Source organism: Rhodococcus sp. MT28 (genome assembly GCF_058792695.1).
Genome location: NZ_JBXAFD010000005.1, coordinates 204407 through 229414 on the forward strand (window position 1 = coordinate 204407; position 25008 = coordinate 229414).

At 63.4% G+C, this 25008-nt stretch carries 25 protein-coding genes; 12 read left to right on the forward strand and 13 right to left on the reverse strand.

Annotated features, from left to right (window positions below):
- The first annotated feature begins 1 nt into the window (after position 1).
- Positions 2-1087 (forward strand): adenosine deaminase, encoded by a 1086-nt coding sequence (locus AC1Q6C_RS20740; protein ID WP_007727325.1) that lies wholly within the window; start codon positions 2-4, stop codon positions 1085-1087.
- A 15-nt stretch (positions 1088-1102) separates the two neighbouring features.
- Here the strand turns inward: AC1Q6C_RS20740 and AC1Q6C_RS20745 are convergent, their stop codons facing one another.
- The 5 genes from AC1Q6C_RS20745 to AC1Q6C_RS20765 are packed head-to-tail and all read right to left on the reverse strand — an operon-like array spanning position 1103 to position 4357.
- Positions 1103-2341, reverse strand: coding sequence for a SatS C-terminal domain-containing protein (locus AC1Q6C_RS20745; protein WP_003940713.1), 1239 nt, complete (start codon positions 2339-2341; stop codon positions 1103-1105).
- Between the two features lie 47 nt (positions 2342-2388).
- A complete protein-coding gene (locus AC1Q6C_RS20750; protein ID WP_447001313.1) occupies positions 2389-2688 on the reverse strand; it encodes a YbaB/EbfC family nucleoid-associated protein in 300 nt (99 codons plus the stop codon).
- Positions 2685-3026: a hypothetical protein gene (locus tag AC1Q6C_RS20755; RefSeq protein ID WP_492666758.1), complete on the reverse strand. Its 342-nt coding sequence runs from the start codon at positions 3024-3026 to the stop codon at positions 2685-2687. The genes AC1Q6C_RS20750 and AC1Q6C_RS20755 overlap by 4 nt, the downstream gene beginning before the upstream one ends.
- A gap of 9 nt (positions 3027-3035) precedes the next feature.
- A complete protein-coding gene (locus AC1Q6C_RS20760; RefSeq protein WP_050654875.1) occupies positions 3036-4046 on the reverse strand; it encodes a C40 family peptidase in 1011 nt (336 codons plus the stop codon).
- Positions 4043-4357, reverse strand: a complete 315-nt coding sequence (locus AC1Q6C_RS20765) for a type VII secretion target (protein WP_192712556.1) — start codon at positions 4355-4357, stop codon at positions 4043-4045. Before AC1Q6C_RS20765 ends, AC1Q6C_RS20760 begins: the two co-directional genes overlap by 4 nt.
- Before the next feature lie 82 nt (positions 4358-4439).
- On the opposite strand from AC1Q6C_RS20765, the gene upp reads away from it, so the two are divergent.
- Positions 4440-5063, forward strand: coding sequence for a uracil phosphoribosyltransferase (gene upp, locus AC1Q6C_RS20770; RefSeq protein WP_007727319.1), 624 nt, complete (start codon positions 4440-4442; stop codon positions 5061-5063).
- Here upp and AC1Q6C_RS20775 read toward each other — a convergent pair.
- A complete protein-coding gene (locus tag AC1Q6C_RS20775; protein WP_063316658.1) occupies positions 5060-6652 on the reverse strand; it encodes a phospho-sugar mutase in 1593 nt (530 codons plus the stop codon). The genes upp and AC1Q6C_RS20775 overlap by 4 nt on opposite strands.
- Positions 6649-7446, reverse strand: a complete 798-nt coding sequence (locus tag AC1Q6C_RS20780) for a purine-nucleoside phosphorylase (RefSeq protein WP_007727315.1) — start codon at positions 7444-7446, stop codon at positions 6649-6651. The genes AC1Q6C_RS20775 and AC1Q6C_RS20780 overlap by 4 nt, the downstream gene beginning before the upstream one ends.
- Before the next feature lie 67 nt (positions 7447-7513).
- Between AC1Q6C_RS20780 and AC1Q6C_RS20785 the strand changes: the two genes are divergently transcribed.
- From AC1Q6C_RS20785 to AC1Q6C_RS20800, 4 genes are read left to right on the forward strand one after another with little or no spacing between them, the layout of a single operon-like run.
- A complete protein-coding gene (locus AC1Q6C_RS20785) occupies positions 7514-8212 on the forward strand; it encodes an enoyl-CoA hydratase-related protein (RefSeq protein WP_003940710.1) in 699 nt (232 codons plus the stop codon).
- A 12-nt stretch (positions 8213-8224) separates the two neighbouring features.
- A complete protein-coding gene (locus AC1Q6C_RS20790; protein WP_003940688.1) occupies positions 8225-9385 on the forward strand; it encodes a M20 family metallopeptidase in 1161 nt (386 codons plus the stop codon).
- Positions 9382-10530 (forward strand): M20 family metallopeptidase, encoded by a 1149-nt coding sequence (locus AC1Q6C_RS20795; protein ID WP_003940741.1) that lies wholly within the window; start codon positions 9382-9384, stop codon positions 10528-10530. Before AC1Q6C_RS20790 ends, AC1Q6C_RS20795 begins: the two co-directional genes overlap by 4 nt.
- A gap of 55 nt (positions 10531-10585) precedes the next feature.
- Positions 10586-11662: a hypothetical protein gene (locus AC1Q6C_RS20800; RefSeq protein ID WP_030535059.1), complete on the forward strand. Its 1077-nt coding sequence runs from the start codon at positions 10586-10588 to the stop codon at positions 11660-11662.
- A gap of 13 nt (positions 11663-11675) precedes the next feature.
- Here AC1Q6C_RS20800 and AC1Q6C_RS20805 read toward each other — a convergent pair whose 3' ends face one another.
- Positions 11676-12146: a gamma-glutamylcyclotransferase family protein gene (locus tag AC1Q6C_RS20805; RefSeq protein WP_003940753.1), complete on the reverse strand. Its 471-nt coding sequence runs from the start codon at positions 12144-12146 to the stop codon at positions 11676-11678.
- Positions 12147-12300: 154 nt separating this feature from the next.
- Here AC1Q6C_RS20805 and AC1Q6C_RS20810 point away from each other — a divergent pair, with 154 nt between their 5' ends.
- The gene (locus tag AC1Q6C_RS20810) at positions 12301-13704 is read left to right on the forward strand and encodes an NAD(P)H-quinone dehydrogenase (protein WP_003940987.1); all 1404 of its coding nucleotides are present in this window, start codon (positions 12301-12303) and stop codon (positions 13702-13704) included.
- Positions 13705-13885: 181 nt separating this feature from the next.
- Positions 13886-15067: an aminotransferase-like domain-containing protein gene (locus AC1Q6C_RS20815; protein ID WP_492666759.1), complete on the forward strand. Its 1182-nt coding sequence runs from the start codon at positions 13886-13888 to the stop codon at positions 15065-15067.
- Here AC1Q6C_RS20815 and AC1Q6C_RS20820 read toward each other — a convergent pair.
- Positions 15048-15833: a CoA-transferase subunit beta gene (locus AC1Q6C_RS20820; protein ID WP_003940707.1), complete on the reverse strand. Its 786-nt coding sequence runs from the start codon at positions 15831-15833 to the stop codon at positions 15048-15050. The two genes, AC1Q6C_RS20815 and AC1Q6C_RS20820, sit on opposite strands and share 20 nt — an antisense overlap.
- Complete coding sequence (locus AC1Q6C_RS20825) at positions 15830-16744, reverse strand: CoA transferase subunit A (RefSeq protein ID WP_003940930.1); 915 nt, start codon at positions 16742-16744, stop codon at positions 15830-15832. Before AC1Q6C_RS20825 ends, AC1Q6C_RS20820 begins: the two co-directional genes overlap by 4 nt.
- An 83-nt stretch (positions 16745-16827) precedes the next feature.
- On the opposite strand from AC1Q6C_RS20825, the gene AC1Q6C_RS20830 reads away from it, so the two are divergent.
- A complete protein-coding gene (locus AC1Q6C_RS20830) occupies positions 16828-17724 on the forward strand; it encodes a LysR substrate-binding domain-containing protein (protein WP_030535055.1) in 897 nt (298 codons plus the stop codon).
- On the opposite strand, the gene AC1Q6C_RS20835 is transcribed toward AC1Q6C_RS20830, so the two are convergent.
- Together AC1Q6C_RS20835 and glpK are read right to left on the reverse strand one after the other, a co-directional pair.
- A complete protein-coding gene (locus AC1Q6C_RS20835) occupies positions 17721-19136 on the reverse strand; it encodes an MFS transporter (RefSeq protein ID WP_007727299.1) in 1416 nt (471 codons plus the stop codon). The two genes, AC1Q6C_RS20830 and AC1Q6C_RS20835, sit on opposite strands and share 4 nt — an antisense overlap.
- A gap of 171 nt (positions 19137-19307) precedes the next feature.
- Positions 19308-20798 (reverse strand): glycerol kinase GlpK, encoded by a 1491-nt coding sequence (gene glpK / locus AC1Q6C_RS20840; protein WP_007727296.1) that lies wholly within the window; start codon positions 20796-20798, stop codon positions 19308-19310.
- 108 nt (positions 20799-20906) lie between these two features.
- Between glpK and AC1Q6C_RS20845 the strand changes: the two genes are divergently transcribed.
- From AC1Q6C_RS20845 to AC1Q6C_RS20855, 3 genes are all read left to right on the forward strand, one after another.
- The gene (locus tag AC1Q6C_RS20845) at positions 20907-22649 is read left to right on the forward strand and encodes a glycerol-3-phosphate dehydrogenase/oxidase (RefSeq protein ID WP_230359709.1); all 1743 of its coding nucleotides are present in this window, start codon (positions 20907-20909) and stop codon (positions 22647-22649) included.
- 99 nt (positions 22650-22748) lie between these two features.
- Complete coding sequence (locus tag AC1Q6C_RS20850) at positions 22749-23291, forward strand: hypothetical protein (protein WP_003940921.1); 543 nt, start codon at positions 22749-22751, stop codon at positions 23289-23291.
- Between the two features lie 50 nt (positions 23292-23341).
- Positions 23342-24058, forward strand: a complete 717-nt coding sequence (locus tag AC1Q6C_RS20855; protein WP_030535052.1) for a GAF and ANTAR domain-containing protein — start codon at positions 23342-23344, stop codon at positions 24056-24058.
- On the opposite strand, the gene AC1Q6C_RS20860 is transcribed toward AC1Q6C_RS20855, so the two are convergent.
- Positions 24027-24974, reverse strand: coding sequence for a LysR family transcriptional regulator (locus AC1Q6C_RS20860; protein ID WP_058226453.1), 948 nt, complete (start codon positions 24972-24974; stop codon positions 24027-24029). The genes AC1Q6C_RS20855 and AC1Q6C_RS20860 overlap by 32 nt on opposite strands.
- Between the last annotated feature and the right edge of the window lie 34 nt (positions 24975-25008).

Below are 25008 nucleotides of genomic sequence, written 5' to 3' on the forward strand. Positions count from 1 at the left end.
AATGAACGCACCGGAGTTGACCACGATCCGCAGCGCACCCAAAGTTCTTCTCCACGATCATCTCGACGGAGGACTCCGACCCGAGACCGTTCTCGAACTGGCCGAGCAATGTGGCTACGACGAGCTGCCGGCGAATACGGCATCCGAACTGGCGCAATGGTTCCGAACTGCCGCTGACAGTGGATCGCTCGAGCTCTACCTCGAAACGTTCGCGCACACAGTCGCCGTGATGCAGACCCCCGAAGGGCTCGCACGGGTGGCACGTGAGTGTGCCGAGGATCTGGCCGACGACAACGTCGTCTATGCCGAGATCCGTTTTGCGCCCGAGCAGCACCTGGAACAAGGCCTGAGTTTGGACGAGGTCGTCGAGCACGTTCTCGAAGGTTTCCGGGCCGGCGAATCCGCTGCCAGGGTCGCGGGACGGGAGATCCGCATCGGCTGTCTTCTCACGGCGATGAGGCATGCCGCGCGGTCGCGGGAGATCGCCGAACTCGCTGTGCGATTCCGGGACCGCGGGGTTGTCGGTTTCGACATCGCCGGCGCCGAGGCCGGAAACCCACCGAGCCGGCACCTCGACGCGTTCGAGTACATGCGTGACGCGAACGCCCACTTCACGATTCACGCGGGTGAGGCTTTCGGGTTGCCGTCGATCCACGAAGCCATCGCCTTCTGCGGAGCGGATCGGTTGGGCCACGGCGTGCGGATCGTTGACGACATCGACGTAGGCGTGCCAGGTGGGGCAGAGTTGGGTCGGCTCGCGAACTACGTCCGTGACATGCGCATTCCCCTGGAACTGTGCCCGAGTTCGAACGTGCAGACCGGAGCCGTAGCCGCCCTGGCGGACCATCCGTTCGGACTCTTGGCGGACTTGCGCTTCCGAGTGACCGTCAACACCGACAACAGGCTGATGAGCGACACCACCATGAGCCGGGAAATGGCCGCGTTGGTCGAGACCTTCGGTTACGGATGGACCGATCTCGAACGCTTCACCATCAACGCGATGAAGTCGGCCTTCATCCCGTTCGACGAGCGCCTCGCGTTGATCGACGACGTCATCAAGCCGGGCTACGCCGTGCTCATCGGCTAGATGACGTGCGCCCGACTACTCAGATCGAAGCCGGGCCTCGAACTCGCGCTCGAGTTCGCGCCAGGCCTCGGATTCCTTGGTGAACGGCGCACTCGGAGCCATCCGCGACGGATCGGGGTTGAGGAGGTACGAGACGTACCAACCCAGCTCGTTCGACGCGGACAGAGCCTCCTCGGTGGAGTCGTCGTCGGCGAAATCTGCTGCATCGGTGAACAATTCGACGGCGAGTTCCAGCTGCTCGGCATCTACGACGTCCGGGCCCTGGGCGAGGTCGTCGGCGATACCGGGCAGAACGTAGACGTTCTCGTCCGTGACCTCGATTTCGAGTGAACCGTCGACGGCCGCATTCTGAATTTCGCCGTACGTACTGACCTGCGAGAGATCGTGTTCGTGGTTGTCGGCGAGGTAGCGAGCGAGTGCGCGCTCGCTACGGAAGACGGTGATCAGTCCGTCCTTGCCGAGGAAGATCGCCTGATCTCCCATGTAGCAGCGCAGAGTGTAGAACGTCTCGGCCGAGGTGATGATGCGGATCGGGTCGACACCGACCTCGCCCCAGAAGGTCTCGACTTCGTCTTCGTCCTCTTCGAGGTCGTCTTCGTCGAATTCCTCGTCCTCGCCCTCCTCTGCGACATCGTCGGCGTCGACGGTGTTCTCGGCGGCAGCGAGCAGTTCAGCTTCGGCGACCGCCACAGCAGCTGCATCGACCTTCGGGGAGGTGACCACCTTGTCGATGGCGTCGAGAACGGCGTCCCAGTCCTTGACGATCGCAGCGCCGACCTGGTCCCACAGCTCCAGGCCTTCGCGGCCTTCGAAGGTGCCGGCGCCGGTGGCAAGCGCGCCGAGTACCGGATGGCCGCTGAAGAAGCGGATGACCGCGTCGAGTTCGCACACCTCACCGATGTTGCGAGCCATGTTCAGGGTGTCTTCGAGTTCCGAGACCACCAGTGCCTCAGGGTCACCTGCGGCCAGTTCCGGCACGCCGACGAAGTCGAACGTGAAGTTCTCTTCCGGTTCCAACTCGGCTGCCGACAGTCCGGAGACGACGGCCCACGCCGGATGCTCGACCAGGTCGTTGTCGGAGTCCGTTCGGATGAAGGCCGCGAGTTCCGCGACGGAGGAGAACCCGTAGAGGTCTTCCTCATGGCCGAGAAACGCTTCCCACTCGTCGTCGCCCTCGCGCCAGCGAGGTGCCCACAAAGTGACGAGGTCTCCGTCGGTGAGTCCGATTTCGATAGGGACGATGTCTCCAGCCATGGGCGGAAGCCTATCCACCGCAGCGCGAAAGGCATAGCGGGGGTTCGTCACGTTTGTTTCAGGGCTACTCGGAGCTCACTGACCAGTCGCTCGCGTTCGTCGTTGGACTGTTGAACTGCCTGGTGAATCGTGGCCACCGTCAATGCGGCCACCGTCTGAGAATTCATCGCGGTGACTGCGTCGGTGATCCGTAGGTCGACCAGAGCGCCCAGCCCGTCGACAGTCGCCGTGACTATCCCGCCCTCGCTCGAGACGACTGCCCGCAGAGCGCCGACCCCGTCGACGGCTTCCTGCAAGAGTCCGGTCCGGTGTTTCGCCAGCTCCATGATTCGATCAATCTCGCTCATATCGAACGCATCCAGCTCGACGGAAGGTTCTGGCCCTCGGCGGCGTCGACATCGGCCAGTTCGTCTCGGGTCGGTAGACCGAGCCGATCGAGGATCGCTGCCGGGACTCCGGTCTCCTCGAGCTCCACACGATGGCGGGCGCCGGCTTCGATTGCTGCATTTGAGCACAGCGTGAGTATCTGCTGCGCTAACCGCTGCCCGCCGTACCGCAGTTCGTCCTGGCTGATCCTCAGGTCCACGGGCACGGCGTGCTCCGTGGCGCGGACCGCGATGGTTCCGTTGCGGTTGACGGCTACGGCTGTGATGATCGGCGGTGATTCGCGCTTGTTCTCGGGCATGATTCCCTGTCATTCCGTCGGACGGTAGAAGCCGTGAAAGCCCATGCCGCTGTTCGTGGTTCGGATGGCGCTGATCTCGACAGGATCGCCGGCTTCGACCATCTGACCGTTGCCGATCACCATGGCGACGTGTCCGTCCCAGACCGCGAGGTCGCCCGGCATCAGATTGTTCTGATCGACCTGGTTCCCGATTCCCTGTTCCTGAGCCAACCTCGGAATATCGACTCCGGCCTGGCCGTACGCCCATTGCGTCAGACCACTGCAGTCCAGACCGACTCCGGGTGTCGTGCCTCCCCAGGCGTACGGGACACCCTGTTGAGTGAGCGCGTTGCGTACGGCAGCAGCGGCCTCGGCGTTCGGTGCGGTGGCAATCGAGCCGTCGGGAAGTTCGACCTCAACGCCACCGACGGAACCGGAACCACTTGCGGAACCGGAACCACTTGCGGAACCGGAACCACTTGCGGAACCGGAACCACCCGCCGACTCGGAGACCCCAGGTGCGGGATCGGGTATCGGGACGGACGGGACGAGTGCGGACATCTTGTCGGTCGACCCGGCCAGCTCACCGCGTACCCGCTCGATAACCGATACCGCGCGTCCGAGGTGCTCCAACGCGGCCGACAACAACATCAATTGGCCCGTCGGTGTCATCAGCGTCGGCCCGGCCTTGATCGCGAGTGTCAGAAAGGACTGGAGAATCTCACCGAGTTCGGTCATTCCCGCGTACACGGACGTTGTCGCTTCGTCCACGACGCCGGCGATGTCGGTCCCACGATCGGCGAGGTTTCGCGTCGACGTCTGCGTCTGCTCGGTTTTGGTCACCGCAGCAGTGAGGGCAGTCGACGAACTCTGAGAGGACGCCAGTTCGCTCAGTGCCGCGCTTCCCAGTTGGTAGGCGATCTCGAGGGCGTCCGTGGCGATTCGGATGCCGACGTCGGGTCCACTTGCGCTGGGGACACCAGTCCCGACAGTGTCGACCAGGTCGATGATCGGTCGTGCGAGTGCGTCGACGTCGATCATGAGCGTGCGGCTTCAGCGAGAGTCCTTCGTACCGATTCCTCGGAGTCGAGATAGACGGCGTGAGCGTCGCGGGTGGCTGACTGGACGCTGGAGATCACAGCGGACAGTCGATCGATGTCGTCGATGTGCGCTTGCTGTGCTCGGCTCGCGACATCGACGAAGTCGCCGCCGATCAGCCCCAGCACAGTGGACAGAGCCAAGTGATCGCCACCCGCCGCGTCCTGTCGAGCTTGCGCGACGTTGTCGGCAACAGTGCCCAACCGCGTGGCGAACTCCGCGATGCTTTCAGTGTCCAGATCCAGACTTGTCAACTTTGTCTTCCCCCCGTTGCGCTTACTCCTTCTTGGACGCCGCGCGGGGTGCTCCGGTTCCCGAGGAACTATTCTGATGGTCATGCAAACGCACGTAGTCGACCATCCGCTCGCGGCGGCCCTCTTGACGACAATGCGTGATGCACGCAGTGAGAACGCAACTTTTCGTTCCGCACTTCGCAGGCTCACGCACATGCTGGTCTACGAGGCCATGCGTGACGCGGAGGTCGAGGAATTTCCGGTCGACACCCCGGTAGCAGCGACGACGGGCATCCGGCTCGCGAAGCCGCCGTTGTTGGTACCGGTGCTGCGGGCCGGTCTGGGCATGGTCGAACAGGCGAGTGCGCTGATTCCGTCGGCCGGCGTCGGCTTTGTCGGAATGGCACGTGACGAAGAGACTCATCAGCCGGTTCCGTACCTCGAATCCCTCCCCGCGGATCTGTCCGGTATTCCGGTGTTCGTGCTCGATCCGATGCTCGCCACCGGTGGTTCGATGGTGCACACCATCGACTTGCTGGTTGCGCGTGGCGCGACGGATGTCACGGCAGTGTGCGTCGTGGCCGCTCCGGCCGGCGTCGACGCGCTGGCAGCGTCCGGCCACCCGGTTCGTCTGGTCATCGCGAGCATCGACGACGGACTCGACGAGAACGCTTTCATCGTCCCCGGTCTCGGTGACGCCGGCGATCGGCAGTTCGGACCCCGCTAGAGCGAAAGGGCGAAGGTTCGGAGTTCGGCCAGCCGGGCCTTCGCCTGCTCTACTGCGTTCGCGAGGTCGGCGCGGTTCGCCACCGGGACGACAACTTCGAGATAGCACTTGAGCTTGGGCTCGGTTCCGGACGGTCGAACAACCACGCGGATCGACGGCCCGTCGAATATCACTGCGTCGGTGCGCATACCACCGCGAACCAGGGACAAGTCCTCGGTCGTGACCGGCTCGCCCGCGAGTTGGCTTGGCGGATCGGCGCGTAGCCGTTTCATCATTTCCGCGATGTCACTCGAGTCCTCGACGCGGCGGGATACTTGGTCCCCGCAATGCAGTCCGAATTCGACGGCATAGTCGCCTAGAACGTCCAACAGGGTTCTGTTGCTGCCCGCGAGGGTGGCAGCCAAGTCAGCCACCAGAACGGCAGCTGAGATTCCGTCCTTGTCCCGCACCACATCCGGATCGACGCAGTGCCCGATCGCTTCCTCGTAGGCGTAGACGAGTCCGTCGCCGGCGCGCGTGAGCCACTTGAATCCGGTGAGTGTCTGCGCAAACCTGGCTCCGCGGGCTTTCGCCAACTTCGAGAGCAGGGTCGAGGAGACGATCGTCGTCGCCACCAACGAATCTTCGGGCGCCGTGCTCAGTACGTGGTCGGCCAGGAGCACCCCGGTTTCGTCGCCGCGCAACATGCGCCACTGATCACCGTCGCGAACTCCGACGGCGCAGCGGTCGGCATCCGGGTCGAGTGCGATCGCCAGATCCGCGTCGACACTTCGGGCAAGGGCGAGCAGGCGGTCTGCGGCGCCGGGCTCTTCGGGATTGGGGAACTCGACGGTCGGAAACGTGGGGTCGGGATCGAACTGCTCCGCCACGACGTGCAGGTCCTCGAATCCTGCTGCTCGCAGAGCCGCGGTCGCAGTCTCACCGCCGACGCCGTGCATTGCCGTGAGCGCAATCCGGATCGAGCGGGCGTCGCCGTGCGGGAGGGTCGCGATGCGGGCGATGTACTCCTCGACCAGAGAATCGTCGGCCGGAATCACCGATGCTCGCGCGACGTCGGCGGCACTACCGATGCGAGCGATCTCGCTCTCGATTTCACGATCGGCGGGGGAGACGAGTTGCGCTCCGCCCGAGAGATACACCTTGTAACCGTTGTCGGCGGCAGGATTGTGGGAGGCGGTGATCTGGATACCTGCCGCTGCCCCGAGCCTGCGCACCGCGAACGCCACCAGCGGTGTCGGCAGTGGGCGGGGGAGCAGGGTCACCTCGAACCCGGCCGCTGCCATGACCTCGGCGGCGGCCAGAGCAAATGCCTCTGAACCGAGCCGGGCGTCGCGGCCGACCACAACGCGGGACCCGCCCTGGCAGCGAGCTGTCAGCCAGGCCGCCAGACCGGCCGTGGTCCGGATGACGACCGCGAGGTTCATGCCGTTGGGTCCGCCGCGTACCGGCCCGCGAAGCCCAGCAGTGCCGAACGTCAGCGGTGAGGAAAAGCGTTCGGCCAGTTCATGTTCGGAAAGGGCGGCTAATTCTGCGCGGGTAACTGGGTCCGGATCGGCGTCGATCCACTCGTTGACGTTCAGTGGTGTCACAGCTGCTCGACCAGTTGGCGCAGCAGCACTCCCATCCGGGCCGCCGAAGCTTTGCCTGCCGCCAGCACCTCCTGATGGTCCAGTGGGGCGCCCGTGATTCCGGCGGCCAGATTGGTGACCATGGAGATGCCGAGAACGCGGGCGCCGAGCGCGCGGGCCGCGATGGTCTCGTGAACCGTCGACATGCCGACCAGATCGGCGCCGAGTGTACGAAGCATTCGAATCTCGGCCGGAGTCTCGTAATGCGGACCGGGAAGCCCGGCGTAAACACCCTCGGCAAGGTCCGGGTCGATCGAGCGAGCCAGCGCACGCAGTTCCGGCGAGTAGGCGTCGACCAGGTCGACGAACTCTGCGCCGACGAGGGGAGAGCGGGCCGTCAGGTTCAGGTGGTCACTGATCAGCACTGGTTGTCCCACTGCGTAGTCCTCGCGGATACCGCCGGCCGCATTGGTGAGGATGACGGTGTCGGCGCCGGCAGCAATGGCTGTCCGGACCGGGTGGACGACGGTACCGAGATCGTGGCCCTCGTATGCGTGCGCGCGCCCGAGCAGCAGCAGGACTTCGGTGTTTCCGACGCGCACCGAACGAATGGTGCCCGCATGGCCGAGGGCGGACGGTGGGGCGAAGCCAGGAAGATCCGCCATCGAGACTTCGGCTGTCACGTCCGCACCGGCGTCGCCGAACACGTCTGCGGCATCGGTCCACCCCGACCCGAGCACGATGGCGACTGACGGTGACGAAGAGCCAGTCATGGCGGACAGAGCAGCGGCGGCGGCCTCGGCGATCGTTCCCATGTGAGCAACCCTACTGAGGAGTCGGGTCGGTTCGCCGGGTGAGTTGGCGGGCGTTACTCTCCCATCCATGCCTTATCTCGAACGCGACGGCGACGTATTCATCCTGTACCTCGGCAACGAGGGCGAAACGGACAACGAGAACCGCTTCGGCCCCGAGTGGATCGACGCTGTTCACAGCAAGTTGGACGAGGTCGAAGCGCACGAGGGTCCCGCAGCCCTGGTGACGACGGCGACGGGCAAGTTCTACACGAACGGCCTGGACACGACGTGGATCTTCGGCAATCTCGACGGTCTGCCCGGCTACCTGGACAAGGTCCACACCATCTACAGCCGTTTGCTGACCTTCCCGATGGCCACGGTCGCGGCCGTGCAGGGGCACGCGTTCGGCGCCGGCGCCATGCTCGCGTCCTCGCACGATTTCCAGATCATGCGCGCGGACCGCGGCTTCTACTGCCTCCCCGAGGTCGGACTGAACATGCCGTTCACTGTCGGCATGTCAGCACTGTTGAACAGTCGTCTGCCCAAGCAGACGGCAGTCGACGCGATGACGACGGGGCGTCGCTTCGGCGGTGCCGACGCACTTGCTGCGGGCATCGTGCAGGAAACGGTCGACGGAGACGGAGTGCTCGCCGCTGCTGTGGCCAAGGCGTCGGCACTTACGTCGACTCACGGCAAGAACTTGGCGGGAATCAAGGCAGGCATCCACCGCGATGCTCTTGCAGACCTCGCTCAGGTGACTGACAAGAGCAACTTCTCCTTCGGGTGAGACAATGATCGCGTGAACCAGAATGTCGACAGCGCAGTCAGGTCCGTAGAGGCCGATCTGATTGCGCTGTCGCATTCGATTCACAGCGACCCGGAACTCGCCTTCGAGGAGTTCCGCAGCGCTGCCAAAGTGTCGGACCTGCTGGCGCAGCACGGTTTCGCGGTCACTCACGGGATCGTCGATCTGCCGACGGCCTTCGATGCCACCTACGGCAGCGGAGAGTTGGTCATCGCGATCTGCGCCGAGTACGACGCGTTGCCCGAGATCGGTCATGCCTGTGGGCACAACATCATTGCCGCCGCCGCGGTCGGGGCCGGCATCGCGTTGGCTACCGTGGCCGACGAACTGGGTATCACAGTCCGAGTGATCGGTACTCCCGCGGAGGAAACCGGTGGCGGCAAGGTCCTGATGCTCGAGCGTGGTGCCTTCGACGGCGTCGGCGCTGCCATGATGGTTCATCCAGGGCCGATCGACATCATCGGTGCGACCTCGCTGGCCTTGGCGGACATCGCCGTGAGTTATCACGGTCGCGAGGCGCATGCGTCTGCTGCGCCGGAGTTCGGTCGTAACGCCGCCGACGCAGCGACGCTCGCTCAGGTGGCGGTCGGACTGTTGCGTCAGCACCTGCAGCCAGGTCAACAGATTCACGGAATCGTCAGTGACGGCGGCACGGCTCCCAACATCGTTCCGGCTCGGTCCGAATTGCTCTACTACCTGCGTGCCGAAACGGCCGCGTCGTTGGCCAATCTGTCCGAGCGTGCCGACGCGTGCTTCGCCTCGGGTGCACTCGGCACCGGGTGCACCCACGAAATCCGCACGGTATCGCCTACTTACACCGAGCTGACCCCCGATCCGTGGCTGGCGGCGGCGTACCGTGAACAGATCGTCGATCTCGGGCGGGTGCCACTGGCAGCGGAATGGGAGCGCTCCCGTCCACTGGGTAGTACGGATATGGGTAATGTGACCAATGTGATTCCGGGAATTCACCCGGTCATAGGCTTGGATTCATCGGGGGCAGTGACACATCAGCCGGAGTTCGCGGCTGCGTGTATCACCACCTCCGCAGATCGAGCGGTAGTCGACGGTGCAATTGCGTTGGCCCGCACTGCTGTCCGGGTAGCGTCCGATCCAGAACAACGCGCCCGTCTGTTGGAAGGGGTAGATCGCCGGTGAACGCGGCAATCGACACGTGGATTCACGCGCACACCGACGACCTCGTCGCGTGGCGTCGACACATCCATGCCAACCCGGAGTTGGCTCGCCGCGAATACGCGACCACCGAATTCGTCGCCACCCGCCTCACTGCCGCTGGATTGTCGCCGAAGATCCTTCCCGGTGGCACCGGTCTCACGTGCGATATCGGACCGGAGGGTCCACGAATCGCACTGCGCGCCGACATGGACGCTTTGCCGATGCAGGAAGCGACCGGGGCGACGTACTCGTCCACGGTCCCCGGTGTGTCCCATGCATGCGGGCACGACGCCCACACCACCATCTTGCTCGGCGCCGGACTGGCTCTGGCCACGCTGCCCGAACTTCCCGTCGGGGTTCGGCTGATATTCCAGCCCGCCGAGGAAGTCATGCCTGGCGGAGCACTCGACGTCATCGCCGCGGGCGCGCTCGACGGTGTGTCCAGAATCTTTGCTCTGCACTGCGATCCGCGACTCGAGGCAGGCCAGGTCGGAATGCGCCTGGGCGCGATCACCTCTGCTGCCGACACGATCGAGGTCGTCCTCGACTCTCCGGGTGGGCACACGTCGCGGCCGCATTTGACCACGGATCTGATCTACGCGCTCGGCACCGTCGTGACCGGGCTGCCGGGAATGCTCAGCCGTCGTATCGATCCGCGTACCGGAACCGTCATGGTGTGGGGCGCGGTCAGCGCAGGTCAGGCGCCCAACGCGATTCCGCAGACCGGCATGATGACGGGCACGGTACGTACCGGCGATCACGACACCTGGGAGTTGCTCGAACCGCTCGTGGAAGAAATCGTCCACGGACTGCTCGCACCCACCGGAGTTCGCTACCAACTCAACTATCGTCGCGGAGTGCCTCCGGTCGTCAACGACGAGGTGTCCACTCGGATGTTCGAGGACGCCATCGCGACCGTCGGACAAGATGCTTTGGCGGACACCCCGCAATCCGGTGGTGGCGAAGACTTTTCGTGGTACCTCGAAACCGTGCCGGGTGCCATGGCGCGGCTCGGCGTGTGGTCGGGTGAAGGCGATCAGCTCGACATCCACCAACCCACTTTCGATCTCGACGAGCGAGCACTCGGCGTCGGTGTGAAGGTTCTGACGAGCCTGGTTCTGGGATAGTTCCGGTTCCCGTCGGGGGTACCGTTTTTCGTGTCGTTCGAGTGAAGGTACGGGCATGTCCATAGGTGTGGGAGTGCGAATCGGCACATTGGTGTCGACGGCTGTCGTTGCGTCGAACGATCCGGGTTCGGCCGATCCGGTGGTATTGGTTCGGGACACGATCCTCAATCAACGCAAGGACGGAACGACGGTGCTCGGTGGCACCGAGCAACTGGGTGCCGGCCGTGAGTTCGCCGAGAGCTGGTCGGGCTTTGTCGGTCGCGTCGGGGACCCGAGTGGCGTCGCGGGAACTGCCGATACTCGTTACCGCGCCGAGGATTTGGTGGCGACCTCGATTCGCTGTCTGTTGCAGGAATGCGAGCCGCTGCCCGATCGTGGTGGTCGAAGCGGGGGAGCGCCCGACATCGTCGCGACCTACCCGTCACGCTGGGACTCGTCGACAGCGGCCCTCATGCAGGATTCGCTGGTCTACGCGGGCCTCGAACGGGTCACACTCGTCTCGGATGCCGAGGCCGTGTCGGCGTGGTTCGAGTCGGAAATCGCGGCACTCGCCGGCACGCTCATCGGCATCTATCACGTGGACGACACCGGGGCAGCGGTCACCCTCGTGCGTTCTGGTGTCGCGGCCGGCCGTGCATTCGGCTTTGCCGGCGACGGGAGCTCGCCGAGTTCACGCCTCGCGACGGCTCTGGGTGCGTTCGGTTGGATGCCGGAGAACCTGGACGCCGTAGTCGTCACCGGTGACGGCGAACCGGCGACAGACAAAGCGGCCATGATGTCCATAGCGGCCGGGATTGCCGAAAAGCTCGGTGTCAGATGTGAACTCGGTCCCGGGCCTGAGCAGTCGGCTGCGCTGGGAGCCGCAATTCTGGCTGCCGGATTCACCTCGACGTCGCACACTATCGTGCCGATCGGATTGCCGCCTTCACACGACGTGACCGAGGTGTTCGACACCCTGGGACGCGAGAAGGTGGCGGCAGAAACCGCTGCCGGGGTGGCGACCGCCGAGCCGGAAACTGCAGTTGTCGCAGGCGAATCGGAGTCGCGCGGTTCCAAGCGTGTGCTCATCGGCGTGACGGTTGTGGTGGTGCTCGCAGCACTGGCAGTGCTCGCGTATTTCCTGCTGCTTTGAGCAGGACAGCTATCTAATCGGTAACACCGTTACCCGGACCGACATTGCGGCTGTTTCTCGTCCGCAACTCTCGTACGTACTCGGCCGGCGCTCCGGCAATCTCGGCAGCGTCGGCCATCACACCGATGTAGCGGGCCGACGGCAGCCCGCCTTCGTACGCATCCATGACGTAGAGCCACGCAAGTACCGCGTCGCCGGCGGTGTCGACCCGCACGCGGATCTTGCGGTGCAGACCCAGTTCGGCACCTTCCCAGCGGTCCAGACTCACTTCGTCCTCTTCCGGGACGTCGTAGAGCACCACGAAAACACTGGAATCGGGATCTTCGACCACGGTGGCGAGAGCACCCTCCCAGCCGAGGTCCTCGCCGCTGAAGGTCAGGCGCCAGCCTCGCAGCCACCCTGTCCCGGACATGGGGGAGTGTGGGCAGCGCAACAACATCTGCTCGGGATGCATGTTGGAACCGTAGGCGGCATAAATCGACACGGGCGCAAGCCTAAACCGTGGTCCGAGGGTGTGGCGAAGCGGACCACCGGACGCAAGTAATCTGGTACAAGCACTGCGCGACACGTGGTGCTCGAATAGCGTGACACTGGTCGACGGGAGACCCCTGCCGGCCACGCGAGGACTTGGAGGACACATGACCCGGATCGTGATCATCGGTGGCGGACCCGCCGGCTACGAGGCGGCACTGGTAGCCGCGCAGCACGGGGCCACGGTCACCCTGGTCGATTCGGACGGCGTCGGCGGTGCGTGTGTGCTGTTCGACTGTGTCCCGTCGAAGACGTTCATCGCGTCCACCGGAATCCGCACCGACATGCGTCGTGCATCCGACCTCGGCATCACTCTGGATCCGGAGCAGGCTTCGGTGTCACTGCCGAAGATCCACTCCCGAGTCAAGAGTCTCGCGTTGTCCCAGTCCTCGGACATTCGCGCACGGTTGCAGACGGTAGGCGTCGAGGTTCTCTCCGGCACCGCCGAACTGACCGATCCGCTCCTCGGCATGGCAGCACACCAGGTTCGCGCGACGCTTGGAAGCGGCGAGCAGAAGACCATCGACGCAGACGTCGTGTTGATCGCCACCGGCGCCAGCCCCCGCATCATCCCGGGAGCCGAGCCCGACGGTGAGCGAATCATGACGTGGCGCCAGCTCTACGACTTGGACGAGCTTCCCGAGCACCTGGTCGTGGTCGGTTCCGGTGTCACCGGTGCCGAGTTCGTCTCCGCGTACACCGAGATGGGCGTCAAGGTCACGCTCGTGTCCAGTCGCGACCGTGTTCTGCCCGGCGAGGATGCCGATGCGGCGCTCGTGCTCGAGGACGCCCTCGCCGAGCGCGGTGTCACCCTCGTCAAGCACGCCCGCGCGGACGCCGTCGAGCGCACCGAGAAGGGCATCGTCGTCAAGCTCTCCGACGGCCGCACGGTCGAAGGAAGCCACGCTCTGATGACCGTCGGTTCCGTCCCCAACACCAACGGTCTCGGCCTGGAGCGGGTCGGCATCGAGTTGGACAAGGGTGGATACCTGCGTGTCGACCGGGTCTCGCGCACCACGGTTTCCGGTATCTACGCTGCCGGTGACTGCACCGGACTGCTCCCGCTCGCGTCGGTGGCTGCGATGCAGGGACGTATCGCGATGTACCACGCACTGGGTGAAGGCGTCAGCCCGATCAAGTTGAAGACCGTCGCGTCGGCCGTCTTCACACGCCCCGAAATTGCAACGGTGGGTGTTTCGCAGGCAGCGATCGACAACGGAGAGGTGCCTGCGCGCACCGTCATGTTGCCGCTCAACACCAACCCGCGCGCCAAGATGTCCGGTTTGCGTCGCGGATTCGTGAAGATTTTCTGCCGCCCGGCTACCGGCGTGGTCATCGGCGGTGTTGTGGTCGCACCCACTGCTTCGGAATTGATCCTGCCGATCGCGATCGCCGTACAGAACAACCTGACGGTCAACGACCTGGCGCAGACGTTCTCGGTGTACCCGTCGCTGACCGGATCGATCACCGAGGCTGCTCGTCAGCTCATGCGTCACGACGACCTGGACTGACAACCGACCAGAGTCTTCTTACAATGTGGGAACTCTGTTTCATATACTGAAGTATTGGTGGGATAGTCGAGATACCGACCGAATCAAGGGTCGGTATCTCGGCGCTCTCCCGCCCCGTTGACCCAGGACGGCTCAGGGTGTTTTTCCTCTGACCTTCATTCTGCGTGCCTGGGAGCTTCATATGACACACGCCGCGCTGTCCGCTCGCATGGACGGACTCCGTAGTTCTGCAATTCGCGATCTGCTCACCCTGACTGCCCGGCCCGACGTCATCAGCTTGGCCGGCGGACTGCCCGATCCCGATTTCATTCCGCGGGAGCGAATCTCGAAGGCAGCCCACGACGCACTCGGTGACCCCTCGTCCGTCCAGTACGGCGAGACCTCCGGCCTGCGGCGCCTCCGTGAGGTGATCGCCGAGCGCGAATCATCCAAGATCGGGCGGACACTCGACGTGTCCGAAGTCGTGATCACCCACGGTTCTCAGCAAGGTTTGAGCTTGCTCGCGCAGGTCCTCCTCGACGCCGGTGACGTCGTGGTCGTGGAGGAACCGGCATATACCGGTGCGCTGCAGGTCTTTCGAACGGCGCAGGCCCGTCTCGTTCCCGTCCAGCTCGACGAGGACGGAATGGACACCGACGCGCTCGAAGCGAAACTCGACGCCGGTCTTCGGCCCAAAGTTGTTCACACCGTGAGCAATTTCCACAACCCGCGTGGCGCGGTGCTTTCGGCGCAGCGGCGAGCGCACTTGGCGGCACTGGCGGACCGATACGGGTTCTGGGTTCTCGAGGACGACCCGTACGGCGAACTGTACTTCGGCGAGAAACCGCCCGCACCGCTGGCGGCGTTGTCGGACAGGGTGATTCGGCTGTCCAGTGCTTCCAAAGTGTTGGCACCGGCGCTGCGCGTCGGCTGGCTGCACGGCGACCGAAAGGTCTGCGAGGCGGTCGAACTGATCAAGCAAGGCGCTGACCTGTGCGGGTCTTCGCTCACACAGCAGATCGCCGCAGACCTCTTCTCCGACGTCGAATGGTTCGACGCGCATCTCGACGTGCTTCGAGCGGGGTACGGCGCGAGGGCGAAGGCGTTGGTCACGGCCGCCGAGACGGAATTGAGTGGGCGTGCATGCTTTTCCGAGGTCCGCGGCGGGATGTTCTGTTGGATGGATTTCCTCGACGACGTCGACACCACCGAACTCCTGGGTGCCGCGCTCGCGCATGGCGTGGCATTTGTCCCAGGTTCGGCCTTCGCGGTCGAAGCGGACCTTGGTCGAAGCGCTCGACTGTGTTTCGCGACGTATCCCGAAGCGGTGCTGGTCGACGCCGTCGGCAGGCTCCGGGACAGTGTCACCGCAGGTACAGCCTGACTTTGTCGATAGTGTTGCGGAGCAGATCGATCTCCGTACCGGACGGTGGGGTGGTGACGGTGACGTGGTCGGCGACGGCCAGATCCCATCCCGTCGCCTCTCGCACCTGATCGACCGAGATGCCTTCGTGGACACTGGTCAGCTCCAACTCGCCGCCGGGGCCCTGGTGTGTCAGGACACCGAGGTTGGTGAACACCTTTGTCACTCCTGCACCTGCCGGCATGATGCCCTTTCCGCTGGCGTGGGCGCGGGCGGGGCTGGGTGAGGTGCAGAAGTCGAGCGCGGCCGGAAAGGAACTGAGGTCGTGGCGACGCATCACGACGAAGATCTCGGCCGCGTTCGCGATGATCTCGACGGCCCCGCCTGCTCCGGGCAGTCTGACCGTCGGGTTCTTCCAGTCACCGATGAAACTTGTGTTCAGGCTTCCCGTTCGATCGATTTGAGCGGCCCCGAGAAAACCGACGTCGACGTTGCCACCTTGCAGGACATAACCGAAGAGTGCGGCCATACTGAGCACGGATTCGGCGCCGGAGACCACGACGGAGTCGGCGATACCTTCGGCCATCGCCGACGGATGCGCGCCGCACACTCCGGATTCGTAGATCAGTTCTACGTCCGGATTCGACGTGTGGCGCGCGAGATCGACTGCGAGCGTGGGGAGCCCGACTCCGGCGAAGACCCGGCGCTTACCCGCCAACTCGCGTGCCGCGACGGCGACGATCGTTTCGGTGGAGGTGGTGTTACCGCTGACAATCGTGGTGGTCACAGTCTGCTCCCGTAGTCGACAGGTGTGGAGAGTTTTGATCCGACCTCGAGATCCGACCAGTAGTCAGCTCCGAGCTTGGCGAGATATTCGTCGTGATCGCCGAGTGTGTACACCCACTCGTCGAGCCAATTTCTCAGCAACGAAGGGTCTTTGGAAATCTCGGTCCAGCGTCGGTAGAAGCCGCAATCGCGGTCGTAGTATCCCTGTGCGTACGACGGGTGCGCGCCGCGCGGGCAGACGACAACCGCGTCGACGGCGTGCGAGGGAATCAGAGTTCGGCTCGGATCTGACCTGATGACCTCGTCGTCGACAAGCTCTTCCACAACGACGATCGCCTTCTTCGCGGCGTAAACAGCTTCTTGCTGCACCCCGGCGATGCCCCAGATCTGTGCGTTCCCGGACGTGTCCGCTCGCTGTGCGCCGATGATCGTCACATCCGGATTCAACGGCGGCACAACGTAGACGCTCCCGCCGCCGTACGGATCCTCGACGAGTCTCAGTTGTGGGTTGAGTGCGGGTAGATCACTACCGGCGTACGACCGCAGCGGGAAGAAGGGAAGCCTGGCCGCTCCCGCCTGATACCGGCACACCATGCCGTAATGACTGTATTCCTCGACTTCGAGGGGGAGCGGGTCCTGGTTCTCGATGCGTCTGCGTAACTCGTACAGAGAACCTGCGGAGCCGCTGGCGAAGAACGAGGCAACCAGCTTTCGGACGCAGCCGGCGGCGACGAGTTGATCGGAAACGATGTCCGGCGTCATCCGGCAGAGCGTGAGGTCCTTTCTGCCCTGCCGGATGATCTCGTGTGCCGCGGCAAAAGGAATGAGATGCGAAAATCCCTCCAGCGCAACGGTCATCCCGTCTTCGACGTATCGGCCGACGGCCTCTTTCATCGAGAGGGTCTTGTCCACGTGTGTACCTCTTCTTGTTCTTTCGCGCACTCGGTCGGTTTCGGAACTTGACATGTTCGGCCGGTGTGGCGCAACAATGTCGGGTGGAAATTCATCAGATCAACGCATTTCTCGCGGTGGCTGAGGAGCTACATTTCGGCCGTGCGGCGCAGCGGCTTCGGATTGCGCAACCGCCGCTGAGTCGAACGATCAGGCAATTCGAGAAACAGCTCGGTTCGCCGTTGTTCGATCGGAGCACTCGAACTGTGCGGCTCACTGCTGCCGGTGAAGCGCTGCTGCTTCCGGCGCGCGAGATTCTGGACGCGTGCCGGATGGCCGAGATCGCGGTGTCTGCGGCAGGCAAGGGAACGACAGGTCGCGTTCGCCTGGGTTTCGCGGGGACTTCTTCGCATCTGCTCGTCGGGAGGTGGGCGAAATTGGTGAGAAAGACCAATCCCGGTATCGAATTCGTGCTCGACAGTTCTGCTTTCGCGAACGAGGCGTTGTTGATGCTGCTCGATCGACGACTCGACATCGGGATGGTGCGGTGGACCGTACCGCCGCTCGGGATCACGTCGAGATTGATCGCCGAGGAGAACTTTCTGGTGGCCATGTCCAAAGACCACCCGTTGGCGTCGAGGGACTCGGTTCGGTTGATCGAATTGGAGTCCGAGAATTGGGTGACGCTTCCGGCGGAGCCAGGTTCGATTCTGCGGGAGTCTCTGCTCACTGCCTCGAAGAACGCAGGGTTCCTGGCTCGCATCGTGCAGACGGCACCGGATTCGATGTCGTTGATCGCGCTGGTGTCCGCGGAAATCGGATGCTCGTTGACCATCTCCTCGGTGGCCCAGAGCATCGTGAATCCTGATGTTGTCTTTGTTCCGGTCATGGACCCACCTCCTCCTCTTCAACTGCGTATCGCCTGGCGAGAGGGAGACGACAGACCTGCTCTTCTCGAAGTGTTGAAATTGTCCGAGCAGGCGCTGCCGTCCCTGGCCTAGACGGTTGCCCGACCGGTAGGAATCTCACCCGCTTCGGACTTCGGTGAGTTCGCAGTATCGACAAGAGTGTTTTCGAGTTCGAGTTCGTCGTAGTCCGCTTGTTCGGCCGTCGAGAGTTCGCCCGCGTTGTAGCCGGTACGTCGGAGCAGGAGCAGGGTGCAGATCAGCGAGACAAGGGCGTACAGCCCGGATACGATCGCGACCCCGACGATATTGCCTGACGTGTTGAGCATCCACTGCGCCAGTACGGGAGTTCCGCCGCCGACGACAAGGGAACACAATTGGTACGCCGTCGACAGACCGGTATAACGGATGTTGGCGGGGAAGGCCCGAGCGAGAACGCCGGCGATGGCGCCGTAGAACATCGAGTGCGGGATCGTGGCCAGACACATCGCGACGACTGCGATGGTGAAGTTCCCGGTTCGGATCGCGAAGAACATGGCGGGCATGAGGACGAACTCCGGTATCACCATCAGGCACATGGCTTTTCGCATGTCGATCTTGGAGACCAGGACGGCACCGAAAGGTTGGACGATGAACTGCACGACGAGCGCGATCGCGATGGCGGCCAGGAAGGTTCCTCGATCGTATCCGAGTTCTTTTGTAGCCCAGGACAATGCGAAGGTGTTCTTGAAATAGGTGACCTGGGCGAGGGGAAGTGCGCCGGCGCCGAGGAGAACCAGTACCCAATGCTTGCGCAAGACTTCGGCGAGCGGAAGCTTGACGACCTTCTTGCGTGCGAGAACGGCCTTCATCTCGTCCGACTCTTCGAGTTTGAGGCGAATGATCATCCCGAGAATGACCAGCACCGCCGAGATGATGAACGGGATGCGCCATCCGTACAGGAGGAACGACGGCGTCGGCATCGAGGACAGAAGGAAGAACGCGATGGTGGCCAACAGATTTCCGGCGGGTGAGCCCTGTTGGGCGAACGCGGAGTAGAGGATGCTCTTGCCCTTCGGTGCATTTTCGCTGGCAATGAGCACTGCGCCGCCCCACTCGCCACCGACCGCGACTCCTTGGATGACGCGAAGGGTGACCAGACCGATCGGCGCCCAGATCCCGACCTGTGCGTAGGTGGGGAGGAGTCCGATGCCTACCGTGGCGACACCCATCATCATCAAGGTGATGACGAGAGTGTTCTTGCGTCCGATCCGGTCGCCGAGGTGTCCGAAGATGATCCCGCCGATCGGCCTGGCGAGGAAGCCTGCCCAGAGCGTGATGAAGGCGAGGAGAGTTCCGACTCCGTTCGGGAGAGTGTCGGAGAAGAAGATGTCGCCGAATACCAGGGCAGCGGCAGTGCCGTAGATGTAGAAGTCGTACCACTCGATAGTGGTTCCGATGAACGAAGCGATACCGGCTCTTCGCGCCTTGGCGTTGATCTCCTCGGAACTGCGAGTGGGTGAACTCATGCGTGGCGACCTTTCTCTGCAACATTCGCGGCGCCGAAACGTGGCGTGCCTGAATGAGATTCGCAGAGTGGTGTAGGTCACGTCCAATACCAACTTGGTCGCCTATTGATACCTCAGGAGTATCAATAGGCGACCATGATCAGCTCTTCCGGTATGGAAGGATCGGGGTGATCACTCGGACCAGTTGTACGTCCGCTCGACGGCCTTGTTCCACTCCGCGTACAGCCGTGACCTTTCGGACTCGTCCATCGCCGGTTCCCACGTCTTGCCGACGGCCCAGTTGTTGCGGATGTCTTCGGTATCGGCCCAATAACCGATGGCGAGGCCCGCTGCGTATGCAGCACCGAGAGCTGTCGTTTCGTTGACCACCGGACGGATGACGGGAACTCCGAGGATGTCCGACTGGAACTGCATCAGGGTTTCGTTGACCACCATGCCGCCGTCGACCTTCAGTGCGGACAGTTCGACTCCCGAATCCGCTCGCATGGCGTCGATGACCTCGCGGGTCTGGTATGCCGTCGCCTCGAGCGCTGCGCGGGCCAGGTGTCCCTTGTTGACGAAGCGCGTCAGACCGACGATGACACCCCGGGCATCCGGTCGCCACCGAGGTGCGAACAGCCCGGAGAACGCGGGCACGAAGTAGGCGCCGCCGTTGTCGTCGACACTTGCGGCGAGCGGCTCGATGTCCTTGGCGTTCTGAATGATTCCGAGATTGTCTCGAAGCCACTGGACCAAGGAACCCGTCACGGCGACGGAACCTTCGAGTGCGTACACGGCAGGGGCTTCGCCGAGTTTGTAGCAGACGGTCGTCAGTAGTCCGTGCTTGCTGTGCACCGGCTTCGTGCCAGTATTGAGAAGCATGAAATTGCCGGTGCCGTAGGTGTTCTTGGCTTCACCCTCGGAGAGGCAGGCCTGGCCGAATGTGGCTGCCTGCTGGTCACCGAGGATTCCGGCGACCGGCACACCGGCGAGATTGCCGCGTGGACGTCCTGTGCCGTAGACCTCTGAGGAACTACGGATTTCCGGGAGCATCGACATCGGGATTCCGAAGTCCGCACAGATCGATTCGTCCCACTGGAGGGTCTCGAGATCCATCAGCATCGTGCGTGACGCATTGGTGACATCTGTCACGTGGACGCCCTCGGTCAGGTTCCACACGATCCACGTGTCGACAGTGCCGAAGCACAATTCGCCGGCCTCCGCTTTTGCTTTCGCACCGTCGACGTTGTCGAGAATCCAGCGGATCTTCGGCCCGGCGAAGTAGGTCGAGAGTGGTAGTCCGGTCTTGTCTCGATACTTGTCCGGACCCTCGTCGCCGCCCAGTTCGACACACAGTTGATCCGTGCGCGTGTCCTGCCACACGATCGCGTTGTAGATCGGCTTACCCGTCGAACGTTCCCAAACGACGGTTGTCTCACGCTGATTCGTGATTCCGACGGCAGCGATGTCGGCCCGCGTGAGATCGACCTTCGCGAGAGCGCCGGCCACCACCTCCCGAGTGTTGATCCACAGCGCCACCGGATCGTGCTCGACCCAACCTGCTCGCGGGAAAATCTGCTCGTGTTCTTTCTGCGCAACGCTCACCACGGCGCCGTCGTGATCGAAGATCATGCAGCGGCTCGACGTCGTGCCTTGGTCGATGGCGGCGATGTATTGATTCACTGTGCTCCTAGGTTCGGGCGTGTTCGCAGTAATCCGTGCGCTGTCGCAGTATGTGGATCAAGCTACTAGCCTGTAAACGGATTCGTCGTCGACTTACAGGAGACCGGGTTGAGTAAGCAGCAAGGTGCGCAGTTTCTCGGCCCGCAGCAGCGCGAAGCTGCTTGGGAACAACTTCAGACCGAGCAATTCGACGTCGTCGTGGTGGGCGGTGGTGTCGTCGGTGTCGGAGCGGCCCTCGATGCGGCCACCCGCGGGCTGAAGGTTGCGTTGGTCGAGGCCCGTGACTACGCATCCGGTACGTCCAGTCGCTCGTCGAAGATGTTCCACGGCGGTCTCCGCTATCTCGAGCAACTAGAATTCGGCCTCGTTCGTGAGGCGTTGCGTGAGCGCGAACTCTCGCTGACCACGCTCGCTCCGCACCTGGTCAAGCCGCTGAAGTTTCTGTTCCCCTTGGCTCACCGAGTGTGGGAACGCCCGTACATGGCCGCGGGAATCTTCCTCTACGACCGGATGGGCGGCGCCAAATCGGTCCCCTCCCAGAAGCACTTGACCCGGGCGGGCGCACTGCGCATGTCGCCGAGCCTCAAGCGCAGTTCACTGACCGGTGGCATCCAGTACTACGACACCGTCGTCGACGACGCTCGGCACACCATGACCGTTGCACGGACCGCCGCCCACTACGGCGCGGTTGTCCGAACGTCGACGCAGGTCGTGGGATTTCTGCGTGAAGCGGACCGGGTCTCGGGAGTTCGTGTTCGCGACTGCGAAGACGGCCGTACCTCGGAGGTCAAGGGTCACGTCGTCATCAATGCAACCGGTGTCTGGACGGACGAAATCCAGGCCCTCTCACGTCAGCGCGGACGGTTCCGGGTGCGAGCGTCGAAGGGCGTACACATCGTCGTCCCGCGCGATCGCATCGTCAGTGAAGCCGCCATCATCCTGCGTACCGAGAAATCGGTGCTGTTCGTCATTCCGTGGGGCAGTCACTGGATCATCGGCACCACGGACACCGACTGGAACTTGGATCTCGCTCACCCAGCGGCAACCAAAGCAGATATCGACTACATCCTCGGCCACGTGAACTCCGTTCTGGTCACGCCGCTGACGCACGCCGACATCGACGGTGTCTACGCAGGCCTGCGTCCGCTGCTTGCCGGTGAGAGCGACGAGACGTCGAAGCTCTCGCGCGAGCACGCCGTTGCCCGTGTGGCTCCAGGCCTGGTCGCCATCGCCGGTGGAAAGTACACGACGTATCGGGTCATGGCGGAAGACGCCGTCGACGTCGCAGCAGAAGACATTCCGGCGCGAGTGGCATCGTCGATCACGGAGAAGGTGCCGCTCGTCGGCGCCGACGGATACTTCGCGTTGATCAATCAGACTGTGCAACTGGGCGAGCAGTACGGCTTGCATCCGTATCGCGTCAAGCACTTGCTCGACCGCTACGGTTCACTCATCACGGAGGTCCTCGAACTCGGCCGACAGACGCCGGAGTTGTTGCAGCCCATCACAGATGCCCCCGATTACCTTCAGGTCGAGGCTGTGTACGCCGCCGCGGCCGAGGGTGCATTGCACCTCGACGACATCCTGGCTCGCCGCATGCGCATCGCAATCGAGTACCCGCATCGTGGTGTCAACTGTGCGCAACAGGTTGCCGGATTGGTTGCCCCGATTCTCGGTTGGGATGCCGCCACCGTCGAGCGCGAGGTCGACACGTACCGAGCGCGCGTCGAAGCGGAGATCGAGTCGCAGACCCAGCCGGACGACGAGTCGGCCGACGCCTTGCGCGCCGCAGCGCCGGAGTCTCGGGCCGAGATCCTCGAACCCGTCGTCGTGGTGCCGGATCGGGTCTGAGTCGCCCGTCGTTTGTTCTCGGTCTGTCGCGGGTAGGCGGATGTCGAATCACCACCCGTGTCAGCACAGACCGGTCGAGCGTCGCCCAGGAGGATCCCAATGTTCGGTAGTCGGTCGAGATCTGCTGAGGAACACATAGCCACTGCTTATCTGGTCACTCACCTGTGCGGAGCGATGGTAGGGCTGCAACTCTCGCGGTCACTCTCGGACTCGTACGGCGCGTGGGCCGACGGTGAGCTGGACTCGTTGCCGGGTGAGCTCGAGTACGAGATCGAGCAGCTGCTGCAACTGATCGAGGACACCCAGGGCATATCTCTGCCGCGGTACTCCAAGATCGACGCGACGGTCAATCGGATCAGGCGCCTCGTCCATGTCGACGCCATCTGGCGCAACCGTCTCGTGAAGCTGGCAACTCTCGAGATCATGCGGACCGCTCTGTGCGGCAAGAGTGCGATGTGGGAGGTCCTGAGAGACATTCCGGCCGGGGAGACGGAGGAGCAGTACCGCGAGCTCAACGACCTGGTGTCCAAGCAGATCACCACCGTGACGGCTCTGCATCACCGCGCGGCCACGGAAGCTTTTCAGGGGACGGACGGGCGGGAATCGGCGAGCGGCGGCGACCCCATCCGCTCGAGTAAGTAAGGTTTGTACCGTTCGGTGAAGAATTCGATGAACGGTAGACCCCGAGGTGTATGGAGATGGCTGAGCGCGACCAAGCACTGACAGAACCCACGGCAGTGTTCGCGGCGTTGGCGGAGATCCTCTACTCCGCAGCAGACAGCGCCGAGGTGTACTCCGCGATCTGTTCGGCGGCTGTCGAGTTGATTCCCGGTTGCGATCACGCAAGCCTGATGCTGCGACGGGGAAACACCAACGTCACGGTAGCGGCAAGCGACGAGATCGCCGAGTATGCAGACGATCTCGAACGTGCGACTGGCGAGGGGCCGTGCATCGACGCCCTCGACACGGAGGCGCCGCAGCTCGAGTCAGATCTTCGCACTCCGAATCAGTGGCCCGAGTTCGCTCGGAAAGTCGTGGCAGAGACACCCATTCGTGGCTCGATGGGGTTCCGACTGATGGTCGATCGTCAGAAGTTCGGTGCCCTCAACCTCTTCTCCGACACTCCGGGAGCATTCACGGAAACTGTTGCCGACCACGCGATCATGTTGGCATCGTTTGCATCCGTGGCCGTCACCGCGCTGAACCGAGGAGAGGATGCCGACTCGCTGCGGCGCGGCCTGGCGAGCAGTCGCGAAATCGGTCAGGCCGTCGGTCTGCTGATGGCTTTGCATCGGGTGTCCGACGACGAGGCCTTCGACATTCTGGTGCGAACCTCGCAGAACATGAACGTCAAGATCGCCGAGTTGGCGCGCAAGGTCATCGTCCAGCATCGTTCGACTCTGGACTGAGCGCTTCGTTCGCCCCGGGCGAGCCGAGGAGTTGAGATCGCTTGAGATCCACCGTCTCTCGAAGTGCCGTCACCACCGCTGCGACTTCCGGTCGGCGCAAGGATTCAGAACGAGCCACCAACCAGTACGAAAGTCTGACTTCGATGTGAGCCGGCAGCACGCGAATCAGATCGTCGTGCTGCTCGGCCATGAAGCAGGGGAGCAAGCCGATGCCGGCACCCGCGCGCGTTGCCTCGATGTGGACGAACACGTTGGTGGACGTGACGGCCTCGCGCATGGAAACCGTGAGCTTGCGAGCCAGATCGAGTTCGTCGACCTGCAGCATCGAGTCGATGAAATACACGAGCGAGTGTTCGGCCAGCTCTTCGGCACTTTCGGGAACAGCATTCTGACGTAGATACTCTCGGGAGGCGTACAAACCCAGCGCGTAGTCGGCCAGATGGACGGCCTCGGCGCGGTGAACTTGAGGTTTGCCGACAACAACCTCGATGTCGAGCCCCGAGCGTATCTGCGACGCCTTTCTGGTCGCGACGACTATCTCCACGCTCACGCGAGGATGGCGTCTGCGAACCGCTGCGCCGGCGGGGGCCGCGATGTATGCGCTGAAGCCGTCGGTGGCCGAGACCCGCACGACGCCGTCGAGTTGCTGCTGACCGGTGGAGTCGAGTGCCAGTTCGTTCACCGCGGCCTCGATGCGCTCGGCCGCGCTGAGGGCTTGTCTGCCCAGGTCGGTCAACTCCCAGCCGCCGGACGAGCGGACCAGTACACGGCCGCCGAGGCTCTTCTCGAGCGAGGCGATGCGGCGCGAAATGGTGGTGTGGTTGAGGCCCAGGTCGTCGGCGGCGGTGTTGAAGCGGCCGGTGCGACCGACCGCGAGAAGCACCAGTAGGTCGTCCGGGCTCAGTCCGAGTGTCATATCTGCATTTTTGCACCTGTATGGTGCGAGATTT